The 16917-nt window shown below is 64.4% G+C and carries 16 protein-coding genes; 12 read left to right on the top strand and 4 right to left on the bottom strand.

Annotated elements, in window-relative coordinates; translation table 11 throughout:
• The first annotated feature begins 212 nt into the window (after window positions 1-212).
• The gene (locus P8014_RS01425; RefSeq protein ID WP_337815524.1) at window positions 213-2894 is read left to right on the top strand and encodes a bifunctional acetate--CoA ligase family protein/GNAT family N-acetyltransferase; all 2682 of its coding nucleotides are present in this window, start codon (window positions 213-215) and stop codon (window positions 2892-2894) included.
• A 70-nt stretch (window positions 2895-2964) separates the two neighbouring features.
• Here the strand turns inward: P8014_RS01425 and P8014_RS01420 are convergent, their stop codons facing one another.
• Window positions 2965-3450 (bottom strand): YbjN domain-containing protein, encoded by a 486-nt coding sequence (locus P8014_RS01420; protein ID WP_337815523.1) that lies wholly within the window; start codon window positions 3448-3450, stop codon window positions 2965-2967.
• 188 nt (window positions 3451-3638) lie between these two features.
• Here P8014_RS01420 and P8014_RS01415 point away from each other — a divergent pair, with 188 nt between their 5' ends.
• From P8014_RS01415 to P8014_RS01395, 5 genes are all read left to right on the top strand, one after another.
• Window positions 3639-3893, top strand: a complete 255-nt coding sequence (locus P8014_RS01415; protein WP_337815522.1) for a hypothetical protein — start codon at window positions 3639-3641, stop codon at window positions 3891-3893.
• Window positions 3894-3916: 23 nt separating this feature from the next.
• On the top strand, window positions 3917-4906 hold the full coding sequence (locus tag P8014_RS01410; RefSeq protein ID WP_337815521.1) for an MFS transporter: 990 nt from the start codon (window positions 3917-3919) through the stop codon (window positions 4904-4906).
• A gap of 118 nt (window positions 4907-5024) precedes the next feature.
• Window positions 5025-5375: a GNAT family N-acetyltransferase gene (locus tag P8014_RS01405; protein WP_337815520.1), complete on the top strand. Its 351-nt coding sequence runs from the start codon at window positions 5025-5027 to the stop codon at window positions 5373-5375.
• On the top strand, window positions 5372-6244 hold the full coding sequence (gene panB, locus P8014_RS01400; RefSeq protein ID WP_337815519.1) for a 3-methyl-2-oxobutanoate hydroxymethyltransferase: 873 nt from the start codon (window positions 5372-5374) through the stop codon (window positions 6242-6244). The genes P8014_RS01405 and panB overlap by 4 nt, the downstream gene beginning before the upstream one ends.
• A gap of 92 nt (window positions 6245-6336) precedes the next feature.
• Entirely contained in the window at window positions 6337-6771 is a 435-nt protein-coding gene (locus tag P8014_RS01395) for a GNAT family N-acetyltransferase (protein ID WP_337815518.1), read from the top strand.
• Between the two features lie 19 nt (window positions 6772-6790).
• On the opposite strand, the gene P8014_RS01390 is transcribed toward P8014_RS01395, so the two are convergent.
• On the bottom strand, window positions 6791-7972 hold the full coding sequence (locus P8014_RS01390) for an MFS transporter (protein WP_337815517.1): 1182 nt from the start codon (window positions 7970-7972) through the stop codon (window positions 6791-6793).
• A gap of 299 nt (window positions 7973-8271) precedes the next feature.
• Between P8014_RS01390 and P8014_RS01385 the strand changes: the two genes are divergently transcribed.
• From P8014_RS01385 to P8014_RS01375, 3 genes are all read left to right on the top strand, one after another.
• Complete coding sequence (locus P8014_RS01385) at window positions 8272-8847, top strand: AAA family ATPase (protein WP_337815516.1); 576 nt, start codon at window positions 8272-8274, stop codon at window positions 8845-8847.
• 46 nt (window positions 8848-8893) lie between these two features.
• Complete coding sequence (locus P8014_RS01380) at window positions 8894-9310, top strand: VOC family protein (protein WP_337815515.1); 417 nt, start codon at window positions 8894-8896, stop codon at window positions 9308-9310.
• 122 nt (window positions 9311-9432) lie between these two features.
• Window positions 9433-10104, top strand: coding sequence for a hypothetical protein (locus P8014_RS01375; protein WP_337815514.1), 672 nt, complete (start codon window positions 9433-9435; stop codon window positions 10102-10104).
• A gap of 69 nt (window positions 10105-10173) precedes the next feature.
• Here P8014_RS01375 and P8014_RS01370 read toward each other — a convergent pair whose 3' ends face one another.
• Entirely contained in the window at window positions 10174-11457 is a 1284-nt protein-coding gene (locus P8014_RS01370) for an FAD-binding oxidoreductase (protein WP_337815513.1), read from the bottom strand.
• 68 nt (window positions 11458-11525) lie between these two features.
• Entirely contained in the window at window positions 11526-12908 is a 1383-nt protein-coding gene (locus P8014_RS01365; RefSeq protein ID WP_337815512.1) for a glutamine synthetase family protein, read from the bottom strand.
• Between the two features lie 249 nt (window positions 12909-13157).
• On the opposite strand from P8014_RS01365, the gene P8014_RS01360 reads away from it, so the two are divergent.
• The 3 genes from P8014_RS01360 to P8014_RS01350 all read left to right on the top strand — a co-directional run bounded on the left by P8014_RS01360 (window position 13158) and on the right by P8014_RS01350 (window position 16757).
• Complete coding sequence (locus tag P8014_RS01360; RefSeq protein ID WP_337815511.1) at window positions 13158-13907, top strand: gamma-glutamyl-gamma-aminobutyrate hydrolase family protein; 750 nt, start codon at window positions 13158-13160, stop codon at window positions 13905-13907.
• Window positions 13908-13993: 86 nt separating this feature from the next.
• On the top strand, window positions 13994-15352 hold the full coding sequence (locus P8014_RS01355) for a glutamine synthetase family protein (RefSeq protein ID WP_337815510.1): 1359 nt from the start codon (window positions 13994-13996) through the stop codon (window positions 15350-15352).
• A 31-nt stretch (window positions 15353-15383) separates the two neighbouring features.
• Window positions 15384-16757, top strand: coding sequence for an aspartate aminotransferase family protein (locus P8014_RS01350; protein WP_337815509.1), 1374 nt, complete (start codon window positions 15384-15386; stop codon window positions 16755-16757).
• Window positions 16758-16917 lie beyond the last annotated feature (160 nt).

The raw sequence follows: 16917 nt of genomic DNA, 5'->3' as shown, positions 1-16917 counted from the left end.
ATCATATTTTCTTCGGAACACACCGAACGAATGGCTGCCCCGGCAGCCTCAACAGGCGATCCATGGACAAGATGAACAAGGCTCGCGCGGCGCACTTCGCCCCAAGCCACCGTTCGCGATTCAATCGGGGTTTCCCTGCACGAATCCAGGGTATTTTGGCGTATGCTGTGATCATTCCAACCATCACATGAAATCAGTCATCGGAGAGCGTCATGCGCAGCGCACATCATTCGCTGGAGACCTTCTTCGCCGCCACGAGTATTGCGGTCATCGGCGCCAGCAAAAAACCCGGCGCCGTCGGTACCCGCTTGCTGCAGAACCTCATCGAGGCCGAGTACAAGGGCAAGATATACCCGGTCAACCCGAAATACACCGAACTCGGCGACCTGCACTGCTATGCCGACGTCGGCGCCATCGAAGGCCGCATCGATCTGGCGGTGATTGCCAGCCCGGCGCACACCGTGCCGGGCGTACTGCGCGAGTGCGGCGAACAGGGCATTGGCGCCGCCATCGTCGTCTCGGCCGGCTTCGGCGAAGGCGGCAAGGACGGCAGGCGCCTGCAGGAGGACCTCCTCGACACCGCGCGGCGCTACGACATCCGCGTCCTCGGCCCGAATTGCCTCGGCCTGATTCGCCCGCACCTCGGCCTCAACGCCACCTTCAGCAAAAACCAGGCGGGCGCCGGCGACCTCGCGCTGATCTCGCAGTCCGGCGCATTATGCACCGCGATCATGGACTGGGCCGAACCGAACAAGGTCGGCTTCTCCGCCGTCGTCTCGCTGGGCGACGCCGCCGACCTCGACTTCGGCGACATCCTGGACTTTCTCGCCCTCGACCCGCACACGCGCAGCATCCTGCTCTATGTCGAGGGCATCAAGGACGCACGGCGCTTCATCAGCGGCCTGCGCGCGGCGGCGCGCATGAAGCCGGTCATCGTGATCAAGTCTGGCCGCCATCCGGCGGGCTCGCGCGCGGCGACCTCGCACACCGGCGCCCTAGTCGGCGCCGACGACGTCTTCGACGCCGCCCTGGAGCGCGCCGGCGTAGTGCGCACCCACACCATCGAACAACTGTTCTCGGCCGCCCAGATTCTGTCCAGCAGCCATCGCTTGCGCGGCGAACGCCTGGCCATCATGGGCAACGCCGGCGGCCCCGGCGTTCTGGCCACCGACCACGCCACCGACATGCACATCGAGCTGGCCGAGCTGACGCCGCAGACGCTGGAGAAACTCGACGGCGTCCTACCGCCGCAATGGCCGCACGCCAACCCCATCGACATCCTCGGCGACGCAGGCCCGGAGCGCTACGGCAAGGCGCTGGACCTCGTGCTGCGCGACCCCAACGTCGACGCCGCGCTGGTCATGCTCACCCCGCAGGGCATGACCGACCCCGAGGGCTGTGCCGAGGCGGTAATCAAGACGCCGCGCCAGGGCAAGCCGGTACTCACCTGCTGGATGGGGCAGAAACAGGTCTCCCCCTCCTGGGATCGTTTCGCCGCAGCCCGCGTGCCCTACTTCCATACCCCCGAAGCGGCGATCGAGGCCTTCGCATCGCTGGCCCGCTACAACCGCAACCAGCACCTGCTGATGGAGGTTCCGGGATCGCTGTCGGAGCATGCCGAACCCGACATCGAAGGCGCACGCATGATCATCGAAGGCGCGCTGAGCGAAGGCCGGCGCGTCCTCACCTCGCTGGAATCCAAGGCCATGCTGACCGCCTTCCGCATCCCGGTGATGCCGGCGATGCTCGCGCGCAACGCCAACGAGGCGCTGGTCGCGGCGCAGACCTTCGGCCTGCCGGTGGCAATGAAAATCAGCGGCAGGGGTCTTACCCACAAATCCGACGTCGGCGGCGTACGCCTGAACGTCCGCTCCGCGGCCGGCGTGCGCACCACCTATCGAGAAATCATCGAAGCGGTACAGCGCACGCACCCCGACGCCGAGATCGACGGCATCACCGTCGAACGCATGGCCGACACGCGCAACGCCCGCGAGCTGCTCATCGGCGTGGTGCGCGACCCGGTGTTCGGGCCGTCGATCAGCTTCGGCGCCGGCGGCACCCAGGTCGAGATCCTCAAGGACCGCGCCATCGCCCTGCCACCGCTCAACTCCCTGCTGATCCAGTCCATGGTCGAACGCACCCGCATGGCGCGGCTGCTCAAGGATTTCCGCGACCTGCCGGCGATCGATCACGACGCGCTGGAACACGCGCTGCTGCGCGTCTCGGAAATGGTCTGCGAGTTGCCCGAGATCCAGGAAATGGACGTCAACCCGCTGATTGCGACCGACCGTGGCGTGGTTGCGGTAGACGCCCGTTTCGTGGTCGCCCCCGCCACCACCGGACCGGATCCCTACGAACACATGGCGATCCACCCGTATCCGGCCCACCTCACCCAGCACTGGCAACTGGCCAACGGCACGGACATTCTCATCCGCCCAATCCGCCCGGAAGACGCCGAGGCCGAACAGAACTTCGTTCTTGGGCTGTCCGAGGAAAGCAAGTACTTCCGTTTCCGGCAGACGCTCAACGCCCTCACGCCGGAAATGCTGGTGCGCTTCACGCAAATCGACTACGACCGCGAGATGGCCTTCATCGCGGTCACCGAGCAGGGCAACAGAGAGATCGAGATCGGTGTCACGCGCTACATCACCAACCCCGACCATGAAAGCTGCGAGTTCGCCCTGGTCGTCGCCGACGCCTGGCACGGCAAGGGCATCGGCTCACGGCTCATGGAGCACCTCATGCGTACCGCGCACGCGCGCGGCCTGCGGCGGATGGAAGGTGAGGTCATCTCGCGCAACCGCCCCATGCTCAAACTCATGACCCGTCTGGGGTTCTCGGTTCGACCCAACCCGGACGATCCGGAAATCCAACTGGTCGCCCGGGCCCTTTAGCACCATCCGCCCCGCTCGGAAGCGGGGCGGGAAAGCCTGCGGATCAGTTAGCTGCCGGCGGCGAGGCTATTTATTGGGAAGCTCTGAGGTGTCGCACCCACACGACGAAGGACGTGCGGCAGTTTTTCAGATAGCCCTTCACGTGCGCCTCGCTGACACCGCCGTCCAATACGAGATACATCTTAAGGTTCGGCCGCCCTTTACTGTCGATGAAGGACGTCGAATACCGCTTCGTCCGATTCCAGGCATTGACCGCCGCTAGAGAAGCCTTGCCGCTGAAACCCTTGCGAAACTTGATGATCTGGCCATCGCCCTGCACGTAGACATAGGCGCTGTAGCCGTCGATCTTCCATAACAGTTGCCCAGGACGACCGGTGCTCGAGGCCGCATAGCCCTCGCCAGTCATGATGTTCAGCAAACGATCGGTCGTTATCGTGGTGATCAGGGACTCAGCCCGTACGCTGCCCGCATACGACAGCATCGACACCACCCCCAACACGGCAAACAGACGCAGAATCACCTTGCCGAACAGGTCCAAACGCATGGATCCGTTCATGTTCTCTTTCTCCCCTTCTCCGCCGATTCACGGCGGAATCACTTGTTGATAGCCCAAAGCAGCCCCATGATCAGCGGGGCTGAAACAGGCTTACCACGACACTGCTAGAAACACAATCGTGCCTGGGCCAGCGTAGACGACAGGCTCGCAATCTTCTCTGCGCGGACTGCGCATGCGATAGTCCCGACATGCTTCTCCGACACCCCCGCCAGACCTGGGCCTGGATGTTCTACGACTGGGCCAATTCCGCGTTCGCCACGGTGGTGATCGCCGGCTTCTTCCCGGTGTTCTTCCGTGAATTCTGGAGTCGCGGCGAAGCCTCTCCGGACATCACCTTCCATCTCGGTGCCGCCAATTCCCTGGCCAGCCTCGTCATCGTGCTGGTGGCGCCGTTCATCGGCGCCGTCGCCGACAGCGGCGGCCTGAAAAACGTCTGCTGCTGAGCTTTGCCGGCCTCGGCGTCGCTATGACCGGCTCACTATTCTGGCTGCAGGCCGGCCAATGGCAGTTGGCTGCAACGCTCTACGCACTGGCCACCATCGGCTTCATGGGCGCCAACGTGTTCTACGACTCTCTGCTGGTCGACGTTGCCAAGCCGCACCGCTACGACGCCGTGTCTGCCGGCGGCTACGCGATCGGCTATCTCGGCGGCGGCCTGCTGTTCGCCGTGTGCGTCGCCCTGACCCTGCAGCCGCACTGGTTCGGCCTGGCGGACCCGGCGGCCGCAGTGCGCCTGTCATTTCTGTTCACCGCCGCCTGGTGGACCGTATTTTCCATCCCGCTGTTGCTGTGGGTGCCGGAACCGGCGGCCAGAGGCAGCGGCGCGGGCCGGGCCGTCGCCGGTGGCTGGGCTCAGCTCGTCTGTACGTTTCACGAGATACGCCGGCTGCGAGTACTCTCGCTGTTCCTGATCGCATACTGGCTGTACATCGACGGCGTCGATACGGTCATCCGTATGGCCGTGGACTATGGTCTGGCACTCGGCTTCGACAGTTCGCAGCTGATCACAGCTCTGCTCATCACCCAGTTCGTCGGCTTTCCCTCCGCAGTCGTGTTCGGCCGACTCGGCGAACGCTTCGGCACCAAGCGCAGCATTGGCATCGGCATCGCCGTTTTCGCACTCGTCACGGTGGCCGCCTCCGTCATGCGCGAAACCTGGCAGTTCTACGCCGTGGCGATCGTCATCGGCCTGGTGCTCGGCGGCGTACAATCGCTCAGCCGCGCTTTCTACGCCCGCCTCATTCCGCCCGGCAAATCGGCCGAGTTCTTCGGCTTCTACAACATGCTCGGCAAGTTCGCAGCCGTGATCGGTCCGACCCTGATGGGCGGCGTCGCCCTGTTCATCGGGGATCAGCGCCTGGCGATGCTGTCGCTGCTACTGCTATTCCTGGCCGGCGGCGTATTGCTGTGCTTCGTCGACCAGGCCGAAGGAGAAGCGGCGGCGCGGCAGCTTTGAGGCCTTTTTTCTATACTTCCCCTCCGTGCTTACGACGATCCGGTTCCGAACAACCTCATGAATCTCCAGATCCGCAGCGCTACAGAGACCGATGCCGCTCGCGTGGTGGAGCTTTACCATGACACCGAATACCTGCGCGCACTGGGCGACGCCCCCCGACGCGCGCCTGACACCGGAACTGTTCCGCCGCGACGGCTTCGGACCGACGCCTGCGTTCCACACACTGGTAGCGGAGCGTGACGGCGTCGTTATCGACTATCTGCTCTATCATTTCGGCTATGACGCCGAACTTGCCGCCCGCGCCATGCACATCGTCGATCTCTACGCGACCCGGCATCACCGCGGACAAGGCGCGGGAAGTGCACTGATGACCAGCGCCCGCGCAATCTGCTGCGCCGACGCAATTCCGAGAATGGTCTGGTCAGACTACAAGCCGAACAGACTGCGCGCCTGTTCTATGAACGCATGAGGGCAGAAATCGCCGACGATCTCGACCTCATGTACCTCAAGATCGACCAGGGCTTGTTCACACTATTGCGCCCGCCTCCCGGGCATCAACCAGACGAGCTACGAATGCCAGCAAGCAACACGACAAAACAGACCGCAGAATCGCTTCGACGCATGAAGTCGGTGCATCCGATCCCCATGCTGACCGCCTATACCACACCGATCGCCCGCAGCCTGGAGAAAGCCGGCGTTCCCGTACTGCTCGTGGGCGACACCGTAGGCATGGTGGAAATGGGCTTCGACAGCACCCGCGAGGTCACGCTCGAACACATGTGCTACCACGCCGGCGCGGTGCGCCGCAGCGCTCCTTCCACCCATATCGTCGGCGACCTGCCGTACGGCAGCGACCACGACTCCGACACCGCCCTGCAGAGTGCGCGGTCACTGCTCGAAGCCGGTGCCGACAGTGTAAAGCTGGAAGGCCCCAAACTCGACCTGATCAAACACCTAGTCACCAACGGCGTAGACGTCGTCGGCCACACCGGCCTTACCCCCCAGACTTCGGCCAGTTTCCGTCAGGTCGGCCGCGAAGCCGAAGACGCCGCTCGCATCCGCGAGGAAGCGAACGCCATCGCCGCGGCAGGCGCTTTCATGCTGGTGCTGGAGCACATCCCCGATACGCTCGCCGAGACCATCACCAGCGAGATCCCGGTTCCGACCATCGGCATCGGTGCGGGTCCGTCCTGCGACGGACAGGTGCTGGTAATCAACGATGCCATTGGGCTGGGTGACAAATGGCCGCCCTTTTCACGGCAGTACGCCTATGTCGGCGACACGATTGTCGAAGCGGCGGAGACCTTTGTCAGGGAGGTGAGGGAAAGGGCGTTTTAGCTTTTGCATCCACGGGCGTAGTCCCGTAACCGACCGACAGGAGGAACGTGCGTTGTATATTTGCGCATGGAGCCCACCCTGCAATAACGCCAATGCCCTATTCGTTCATCGTCACCGACAACGCCGAAGAAGCCGACGTCAAGGCCATCCTCGCGCCCCTGAGGCAATTCAACGAAAACCAGGCCGGCCCCAGCGGACACCGCCCGCTCGGCGTGCTGCTGCACGACGAAGGGGAACAGGTGGTCGGCGGCATGTGGGGAGCCACCAGCTACGGCTGGCTGTTCACGCAGTTGCTGGTCGTGCCCGAACATCTGCGCGGCCGCGGTTTCGGCACGCGTCTCATGCAGCTGGCCGAAGAGGAGGCACTGGCCCGCGGCTGCCACGACGCATGGCTGGACACGCACGAATTCCAGGCCCGCGCGTTCTACGAACGCCTCGGCTACACCTGTTTCGGCGAACTGCCCGACTATCCGCGGGGCCACGCCCGGTTTTTCATGCGAAAGTCGCTGGAGCACGCCACCGCATGAGCAGAATTTCAAACCACGGCTAGTCCGGCTCTGCTGCGCCCCGGCGCAGCAGAGCCGGACCGGCCAGCAGCGACGCCAGCACGCAATAGGCGGCGAAAGCCAGCCCCATCGCCCCGGCGCCGATCTGCGGCGACAGCATCAGGGCGGTAACCGCCGGAGCCACGGCGGTGGCGAGCACCGTGCAGGCCACGAACACGCCGCGCACCAGGCCTATCGACGCGGTGCCGAACAAATCCACCCAGACCGCGCCGCCGAGCACCGAATTGGCGCCGTTGGTAAAGCCGACGCCGGCAAAGGCCACCCAGATCGAAGCGCTCCCCAGGGGGACGGCCAGCGACGCGAACGCGAGCGCCATGGGCAGCAGGTGCAGACGCGCCATGCGCAGCGCGCCGAAACGGTCCGCCAGGCGGCCATAGCCCCAGGTCCCCAGGGCCCGCGACAGCGCGAATACCATGAACGCCGCACCGATCGACTGCGGCGACCAATGCATCAGCCTGCCGATGGCGGCCTGTTCGAACAGAAATCCGGTCGCCATGAACGGCGGGGCCAGCAACAGGGCCGCTCCGGCCCAAAAAGCAGGCTGGCGCAACAGGACGCGGCGCTGCCCTATCGAGGGCTGCGGCGTGCCTGCATCGCCGGCGGAAACCATCCAGGGCAGGCCACGGCCGAACAGCAACAGCGCCGGCAGGACCGCACACAGGAGCAGAGCACTCACGCCATGCCACAACCAGCGCCACTCGACCACGGCCACGGCGGCCAGCACCGCAGCCGGCAACACCGCTTCGCCCAGGATCACGCCCATCGATGCCCAAGCGATCATCGCCCCCTTGCGTCTGCCGCCGCCACGCGCGGCAGTGACGATTCCAAGGTGCGACATCAGCCCCTGACCACCCAGGCGCAACAGGAAAAACGCCGCGAGCAGACCGGTCTGCGTGCCTACCGCGCCCGCCAGCAGGCTTCCGGCCAGGTAGATACCCGACGCGATGAGGATGGCCCGGCGCAGCGGCACCCGGTCCAACGCACCTCCGAGCCAGAACAGCAGGCTGCCGCTGAGCAGGGTCGCCAAGCCGTACAGCATGCCCAGACCAGCGCCGCCGATACCGGTGGCCGCCTCGAACTGCGGGCTGAACAAGCCCAGGAAAAAGGTCTGTCCGAAACTCGAAACGAAGGTTGCGATGAAGCCGAAAGCGATGATGCGCATACCGAGTCGCCCATCACTCTGAAGAGACTGTTCTTGCATCCGAATCGTCATGCCTCCTGGCTGTAGCGGTGTGTACCGGTCCCTGGCACACTCGGGTGACTTTCCGGCCGTGGCCCGCCTGTCAGCGGGCGCAAAGCACCGTGCCGCAGCAAGGTAGCGAGGGGGCGATAGGGCCGGAACAATCAAATACGAAGGGCAACAGCAGTCGCCTGTCGTCGACAAGCGTGCCGGAACGCAACTGCCTCGGACAACAATAGCAGGCCGACGGACCACGTGCGGAGCCGGGAGGATCAAAGCCGATGATGAATGCTCCGCGAGGCCGCAAGCCCGGACCACCCGCCTCGGTGAACGGCGGCGACCACGGAACGCCGGTCCTCTACAGCTTCTCCGGCCTGCCCGGCACGGGCAAGACGACGCTGGCCAGGGCGCTCGCCGGCCACCTTCACGCCGCCTATCTGCGTATCGATACGCTGGAGCAGGCGCTGCAAGATATCTGCGCCGTCAGGGTGCACGCGGACGAAGGCTACCGCCTGGCTCACAGGATCGCCGCCGACAACCTGCAACTGGGTATCGACGTGGTTGCCGACTCGTGCAACCCGATCGAGATCACGCGCCGGGCGTGGGAGCACCTGGCCGAGAAGTCCGGCGCCAGATGCATCGATGTCGAGCTTCTCTGCTCGGACCCGCATGAACATCGCCAGCGCGTGGAGAGCCGCGCAAGCGACATCGACGGACTGCGCCTGCCCACCTGGCAGGACATCGAAGATCGCGAATACCAGCCGTGGGCGGACGCCGTCATTCACATCGATACCGCGGGGCGGTCGCCGCAGGAGTGCTTTAATCAGTTGTTACGTGCCTTGAACGCGACTTCCTGAACGGCGCTGCCAGGGTCGTCCCACCCGTCTGCACAAGGCTCCAGCCATGAATCCACGCATCAGCATGATCACCCTTGGCGTCCGCGACCTGAGCGAGGCGATCGAGTTCTACGAGCAGGGCCTGGGCTTCCCGCGCATGGAATCGCCCACCGAAGTCGCATTCTTCACGCTCAACGGCACCTGGCTCGGCTTATACGGCTACGACGCTCTGGCCGAGGATGCGGGCGTACCCGCCGACGGTGATGGTTTCAGAGGTTTCACTCTGGCGCACAACGTCGCCTCGGAAGCAGAAGTCGACAAGGCGATGGCACTGGCCGTTAATGCCGACGCAAGGCTGGTGAAATCCCCACAGAAGGTCTTCTGGGGCGGCTACAGCGGATACTTCAGAGACCCGGACGACTACCTGTGGGAAGTCGCCCACAACCCGCTGTTTTGGGTCGGCCCCCGGGACGCCCCCGAATGACAGGCCACCGCTGCGCGCAATCCGGCGGCTGATCGACTATGCTTTCAGGTGGAATGCTTTGCGCCTGCAGGCGCAAGGTGACCATCACACGGCATCGAGGAACGGCCTCAAGGGAGGTCATCATGTCCATCGACAGTATCGGCAACGCACCGCTCGGCGGTCTGTATGCCGCGAACACCCCCTACAACAGCACGCTGTCCGGTGCCGCGGCCGACAGCGGCGCGGAAACCACCGGCAGCGGCGCTCAAAGCGCAGCCAACGGCTTGGTACAGGCGCTCAGCCTCGCCCTGCAGCAAAGCGGCTTCGAAACACCTCCTGTCGTTACGCCGCCCGCTGCAGCGAGCAGTGCGGCGGAAGCGGCCAACGCCCCGCCACCGCCTCCTCCACCCATCGCAAATTCCGGTCAAAGCTCAGGCAACCCGGTGCATACGTTTATCTACGCGCTCGCCCAGGCCCTGTCCGCCGATGCTGGCGCGACCCCGGTCAGCAGCGCATCCGGCACCTACTCCGGCTCCAGCGCCGGCTACGCCAGTCTGGAAAACCGCTTGCAGAGTCTGATATCCACCCTCGACTCGAACAACGAGACCAATTCCAACCCTGCCCTCAAGCAACTGGAATCGGCTTTTCAGAACCTGGCCACTCAGTCCGCGCCACCGACTACCGGGACGGGAGCGGCAAATGGCTCCAGTCTCGAGCAATTCCTGCAGACCCTGACCCAGAATCTGGCAGCCAGCGACCTCACCGCCGGGCAACCGCTCAGCGGGAGCGGCACGCTGGTCGGCACCACTGCATAGAACCCGCAGGCGAGTGTTAAGGGCCGACACGCGGCTTCCATACACCGCCGAGCGTTCTTCTCTGGCCGGTCAGGGCAGCATGTCGCGCAGCCGGAACCATGCCATGCCGAGCACCAGCGCCGGAGTCCGGAACCAGCGCCCTCCGGGAAACGGCATGTGCGGAATGCGCGCGAAAACGTCGAAACGCTCGGCCGTGCCGGCGACTGCTTCGGCCATGAGCTTGCCCGCAAGGCCGGTAAGCGCGATGCCGTGGCCGGAAAAACCCTGTGCATAGAAGATGTTGTCGGCGAGGCGGCCGAAGTTCGGCGCGCGATTCTGTGTGATGGCGACGTAGCCGCCCCAGGCATAGTCGATACGCGCGTCGGACAGCTGAGGAAAGACCTTGAGCATGCGTGCCCGCATGGACTGCCCGATCGACATGGGCTCGATGGTGGAATAGGACACCCGGCCGCCGAACAGCATGCGGTGATCGGCGGAACGACGGAAATAGTCGAGCACGAAGTTGCTGTCGGCAACCGCCGCATTGCCGGGCAGCAGTTGCTCGGCAAGCGCCTCGCCCAGCGGTTCGGTGGCGATGATGTAGGTACCGACCGGCATGATGCGATGCCACATCTTCGGCTCCAGCCCGTCCAGATGAGCATTGGCGCAGACCACGACGTGGCGCGCACGCACCTGTCCGACAGAGGTATGCACCACCGCCGGTTCGCCCCGCTCGATGCGGATGACGCGTGAATCCTCGAAGAACCTCGCGCCGGCGCGTTCGGCCGCCTCGGCCAGGCCCATCGTGTAGTTGAGCGGATGGATGTGACCGCAGCGCGGATCGGACACGCCGGCAACATAGCGGTCGCTGCCGATCATCGCATGCAGGGCATCACCCTCGACGAGTTCAAGTCCATGGAAGTCGTACTCGCGCGCCATGTCCTCGACCCACTCGGCCAGATCCCGGCGCTGGCGCGGTTTGACGCCTGCATGCAGATAACCTTGCGCCGAGTCGCAGTCGATCGCATGTCGTTCGACCAACCCATCGAGCAGGTCGACCGCTTCCAGCGACATATCCCACAGCCTGCGGGCGTCGTCGGCGCCGACCTGCCGCCGCAGCACGCTCATGTCGCAGCCGAAACCGTGCAGCTTCTGGCCGCCGCTGCGCCCCGATGCACCCCAACCGACCCGATCGCCTTCCAGCACGGCGACACTGTAGCCGCGCTCGGCCAGATGCAGCGCGGCCGAGCAGCCGGTGATGCCGGCACCGACCACGCAGACATCGACGGATTGCTCGCCCTCCAGACGCGGAAACTCGGGATTTCGGTTACGACTGGCGGCGTAGTAGGAATCGACGTGTGGCTGGCCCGGCATAATTTGGTCTCGCAACGTGATAGAGGGCCGGATGCCCCGGGAGGATCGCCCCCCGTCCGGCCGTCCGTTTAAACAGTGAGCAGATACCACTCGTGCTCAAGCGGCGAGACGTGGTAGCTGAAACGCTCGCGCTCGAAGTACTTGTTCGCCAGATAGACGCGCAGGAAATCCGCCCCCAGATACCGCGGAATGATCTCGGCGTTCTCCAAGGCGGTCAACGCCTCACCCCAAGTGGTCGGCAGGCAGGGTTCCAACTGCGCGTAGGCATTGCCCTGCACCGGCTCGCCGGGGTCGACCCGCTGGCTCAGCCCATGGTGGATACCCGCCAACACGGCGGCGGTCAGCAGATAGGGATTCACGTCGGCGCCGGCCACGCGATGTTCCACGCGGCGGGCATGATCGGCACCGGCCGGAATGCGCAACGCAGTAGTGCGGTTGTTGAACGCCCAGGCGGGACACAGCGGCACGAAGTTGTCGCGCCGGAAACGGCGATAGGAGTTGGCGTTGGGTGCGAACAGCGCCATGGATTCGACCATCGTGGCCATGAGCCCCCCGATGGCGTGGCGCAAAGTCTCGCTGCCCAATTCATCCGCACCGGCCAGCACGTTGCGCCCGGCATTATCGACCAGGCTGACGTGAACATGCGTTCCGCTGCCGGCGCGGTCATCATAGGGCTTGGCCATGAACGTGGCATCCATGCCGTGGCGCGACGCCACCTGCTTGACCACGCGCTTGAGCAGGATGGCATGGGCACAGGCGGCCAGCGCGTCGGGTGTGTAATGTAGGTTGATTTCGTACTGTCCGGGAGCATACTCGGCGACGGCGGTGTCCGCCGGGATGCCCTGCTCCTCGCAAGCGTCGCTCACATCCGCTAGAAACGCACTGTAGTCGTCAATCTCGGCCATGCCGTAGACCTGCGTCTTGCGCTCACGCTCACCGGTTACCGGCGAAATCGGCGGCTGCGGAGCGCCCAGCGCGGCACGCTCTCGATCGATCAGGTAGAACTCCATTTCCACCGCGACCACGGGCGTCAGCCCGAAATCGTGTTTGAAACGCTCCAGCACGCGGGCCAACACGTGCTGAGGGTCGGCGAAATAGGGGCGCCCTTCAAGATCGTACATGCTCAGCAACAACTGGCCCATGGGCTGCGGGTGCCAGGGCACGCCCGCCAGGGTGCCGGGAACCGCATGGCAGATCTGATCCGCATCACCGATGTCGAAACCCAGTCCGGTTTCCTCCGCCGTATCCCCGGTAATGTCGGCACCGAACACCGAACCGGGCAGATTCACGCCGTCGGCGAACACCTTGTCCAGGGCGTCGATGTCGATCCGCTTGCCGCGCAGTACGCCATTGACGTCCGGAATGAGAAGATCCACCGCGCGCGCCTGTGGATATCGGCGCCGGAACTCAGCCAGCTCCTCGTGCATTTCAACGTGCGCCGATGCCGCCATCGTCATTCCCCCTGAGAACTCCCATCGGACGCCGACAACGTGCGCGGTCAGCGGTCGTCCACGGCCTTGCGTGTTTAATATCCAAATACTGGTAACAGAGCGCCCAGACTGTCAAGACATCTACCAATAATGCCGAAAGGCGCATAACTAAGCCACCAGAAAGGATTTTCAAGCATCAAAAAAGACAGCTTGTCGCCTTCAAAGACCGGTGCTATGTTTAATATATTACACATAAAATGAGGTCGCTTAATGCCGCGCAAGCCACTCATCGGGGTTCCGGCAGACCGCAAAATCATCGGCCTCCATCCTTTTCATACGGTGGGCGAAAAATACCTGACGGCGCTGACCGACGTCGCCGGGGTCACGCCTCTGGTGATCCCTTCTCTGGCGGACCGCCTGTCCGTCGACGCACTGCTCGACGCCCTCGACGGCCTGCTGTTCACCGGCAGCCCCAGCAACGTCGAGCCAGAATACTACGGTGGCTCGCCCAGCACGCCTGGCACGGAGCACGATCCTGCCCGCGACGCACTGACCCTGCAGTTGCTGCCCACAGCGCTCGAACGCGGCATCCCCATACTGGCGATCTGCCGCGGATTCCAGGAATTCAACGTGGCGCGCGGCGGCAGCTTGCACCAGCAGGTGCACGAGTTGCCCGGCCTGCTCGACCACCGCGAGGACCCGAACCAGCCGCTGGACGTACAGTACGGTCCGGCGCACAGTGTCGAATTGTGCGAAGGCGGCCTGTTGCGGCGCCTGACAGGACGTTCGAGCATAGAGGTCAACTCGGTACACGGGCAGGGCATCGACCGGCTGGGGGCCGGCCTGCGCGCCGAGGCACTCGCCCCGGACGGCCTGGTTGAAGCCTTCACCGCGCCGGACGCGCCGGGCTTCAATCTTGCTGTACAGTGGCATCCCGAGTGGCGCGCCGCGGAAAATCCGGTCTCGGTGAACATGTTCGAGGCCTTCGGCTCGGCTTGCCGCGAAGAGACGTCCACCTGAAACGCCGGACACACGGCCTTCGATACCCCACCAATTCACGACAGGCGGAAACGGACCATGACACCACCGCCGAATCAAGGTGAAACATGAGTTTCAACACCGCAGAAATGGACTACATCAACGCGTGGTTCAAGGAACACTGTATCACCGAGGTCGAATGCCTGATCCCCGACATGACGGGCAACGCACGCGGCAAGATCATCCCTGCGGACAAGTTCTGCAAGGAACAGGGCATGCGCCTGCCCGAAATGCTCTTCATCCAAACCGTCACCGGCGACTGGCCGGACGACGAAAGCATGGTCGATCCGCGCGAAATCGACATGGTCCTGCGCCCCGATCCCGACACGGTGCGGCTGGTACCCTGGGCCGTCGACCCCACCGCCCAGGTGATCCACGACTGCTATCTGCGCGACGGCTCGCCGGTCGACATCGCCCCGCGGGCGGTGCTCAAGCGGGTGCTGGCCGAATACGCCAAGCGCGGCTGGCAACCGGTGGTCGCCCCCGAACTCGAGTTCTACCTGGTGCAGCGCAACACCGACCCTGACTATCCTCTGGAACCGCCCGTCGGCCGCTCCGGCCGCCCGGAGCGCGCGCGCCAGTCCTATGGCATCGACGCGGTCAACGAATTCGATCCACTGTTCGAGGACATCTACGACTACTGCGAGGCGCAGCAACTCGACATCGACACGCTGATCCACGAATCCGGCGCCGCGCAAATGGAGATCAACTTCCTGCACGGCGAGGCGCTGTCGCTGGCAGACCAGGTCTTTCTGTTCAAGCGCACCGTTCGCGAAGCGGCCATGCGCCACGACATGTACGCCACGTTCATGGCCAAGCCCTTCGAGGACGAACCCGGCAGCGCCATGCACATTCATCAGAGCATGATCGACGCCGCAACCGGCGAAAACCTGTTCGGCACCGCTGACGGCGGCATGAGCGAACTGTTTCGCCACTACATCGGCGGCCTGCAGGCCTATCTGCCCGCGGCAATGTCGTTCTTCGCCCCGAACGTGAACTCCTACCGCCGCATCGCACGCCACGAATCGGCCCCGATCAACGCGGACTGGGGCACCGACAACCGTACCGTCGGCCTGCGCGTACCGTTCGCCTCACCCCAGGCCAGGCGCGTGGAGAACCGCGTGGCCGGCGCCGACGCCAATCCCTACCTGGCTCTCGCGGCAACTCTGGCCTGCGGCCTGCTGGGAATCGTTGAAGGCATCGAGCCCCGCCCCGAACAGAAGGGCAGCGCCTACGAACTGCCCTTCGGCCTGCCGCGCAGCATCGAGGACTCCCTGCAGAACCTCGAAGACGCTCCCGAGTCCCTGCACGCACTGCTCGGCAAACGCTTCGTCCGCGCCTATGCCGCGATCAAGCGCAAGGAGTACGAAACCTTCTTCCGCGTCATCAGCTCCTGGGAACGCGAATTCCTGCTGCTGTCCGTCTGAACACGCATCAACCGCCACCGGAATCGTCGTCATGAGTCAACCGCAACGCTCCACCGCCGACTGGCAGCGCCTCGACGCCGCCCACCACCTGCATCCGTTCACCGATTACGGCGAACTAGGCGCCAAGGGCTCGCGCATCATCACGCGCGCCGAAGGCTGCTATCTGTGGGATTCCGACGGCAACCAGATCCTGGACGGCATGGCCGGCCTGTGGTGCGTCAACATCGGCTACGGGCGCAAGGAACTGGCCGAGGCCGCCTATAAGCAAATGCAGGAGCTGCCCTACTACAACAATTTCTTCCAGTGCAGCCACCCGCCGGCCATCGAACTGTCGCAGCTGCTGTCGGAAGTCACCCCCGAGCACATGAAACACGTGTTCTTCACCGGCTCTGGCTCGGACTCCAACGACACCATCCTGCGCATGGTGCGCTACTACTGGAAGCTGCTCGGCAAGCCCTACAAGAAGGTCATCATCTCGCGCGAGAACGCCTACCACGGCAGCACCGTGGCCGGCGCCAGCCTGAGCGGCATGAAGCCCATGCACGGGCAGGGTGACCTACCCATCCCCGGCATCGAACACATCGAACAGCCCTATCACTTCGGCCGCGCGCCGGACATGGACCCGGCCGAATTCGGCCACCAGGCCGCGCGGGCGCTGGAGCGCAGGATCGACGAGATCGGCGAGTGCAACGTCGCCGCCTTCATCGCCGAGCCCATTCAGGGCGCCGGCGGCGTGATCATCCCGCCCGACAGCTACTGGCCGGAGATCAAGCGCATCTGCGCCGAGCGCGACATCCTGCTGATCGTCGACGAGGTCATCACCGGCTTCGGCCGCCTCGGCACCTGGTTCGGCTCGCAGTACTACGACCTCAAGCCCGACCTCATGCCCATCGCCAAGGGTCTGTCCTCGGGCTACATGCCGATCGGCGGCGTGATGGTATCGGACCACGTGGCCAAGGTGGTCATCGAGGAAGGCGGCGAGTTCTTCCACGGCTATACCTACTCCGGCCATCCAGTGGCGGCGGCGGTCGCTGCGGAGAACATCCGCATCCTGCGCGACGAGGGCATCATCGAACGCGCCGGCGCGGAAATCGCCCCCTACCTCCAGGCCCGCTGGCGCGAGCTGGGCGAGCATCCACTGGTTGGCGAGACGCGCGGCGTGGGCATGGTGGCGGCGTTGGAACTGGTCAAAGCCAAGCAGCCCCTGGAGCGCTTCGAGGAACCCGGCAAGATCGGCAGCCTCTGCCGCGACCTGAGCGTCAAGAACGGCCTGGTAATGCGCGCAGTGGGCGGCACAATGATCATTTCGCCGCCGCTGGTTCTCAGCCGCGAACAGGTCGACGAGCTTATAGACAAGGCCCGCAGGACATTGGACGAAACCTACAAGGCCATCGGCGCCGGCTGAACCGGCGCCCTGCAGCATACCTTTTGCAACATCCGTTTTTGGGCACGACAGAACACCGGCTTTCACGTAATAATTCGACAACAAAGACCCTGCGGCATGACCGCGGGGATGCAGGAAGGGGAAGCAGTTCGAAATCACTGACGGCGCCGCTCGCGGCACA

Source organism: Acidihalobacter sp., assembly GCF_037381185.1.
Taxonomy (GTDB): domain Bacteria; phylum Pseudomonadota; class Gammaproteobacteria; order DSM-5130; family Acidihalobacteraceae; genus Acidihalobacter_A.
The sequence above is the reverse complement of the archived record's forward strand: the minus strand, read 5'-3'. Positions and strand labels throughout refer to the sequence as shown.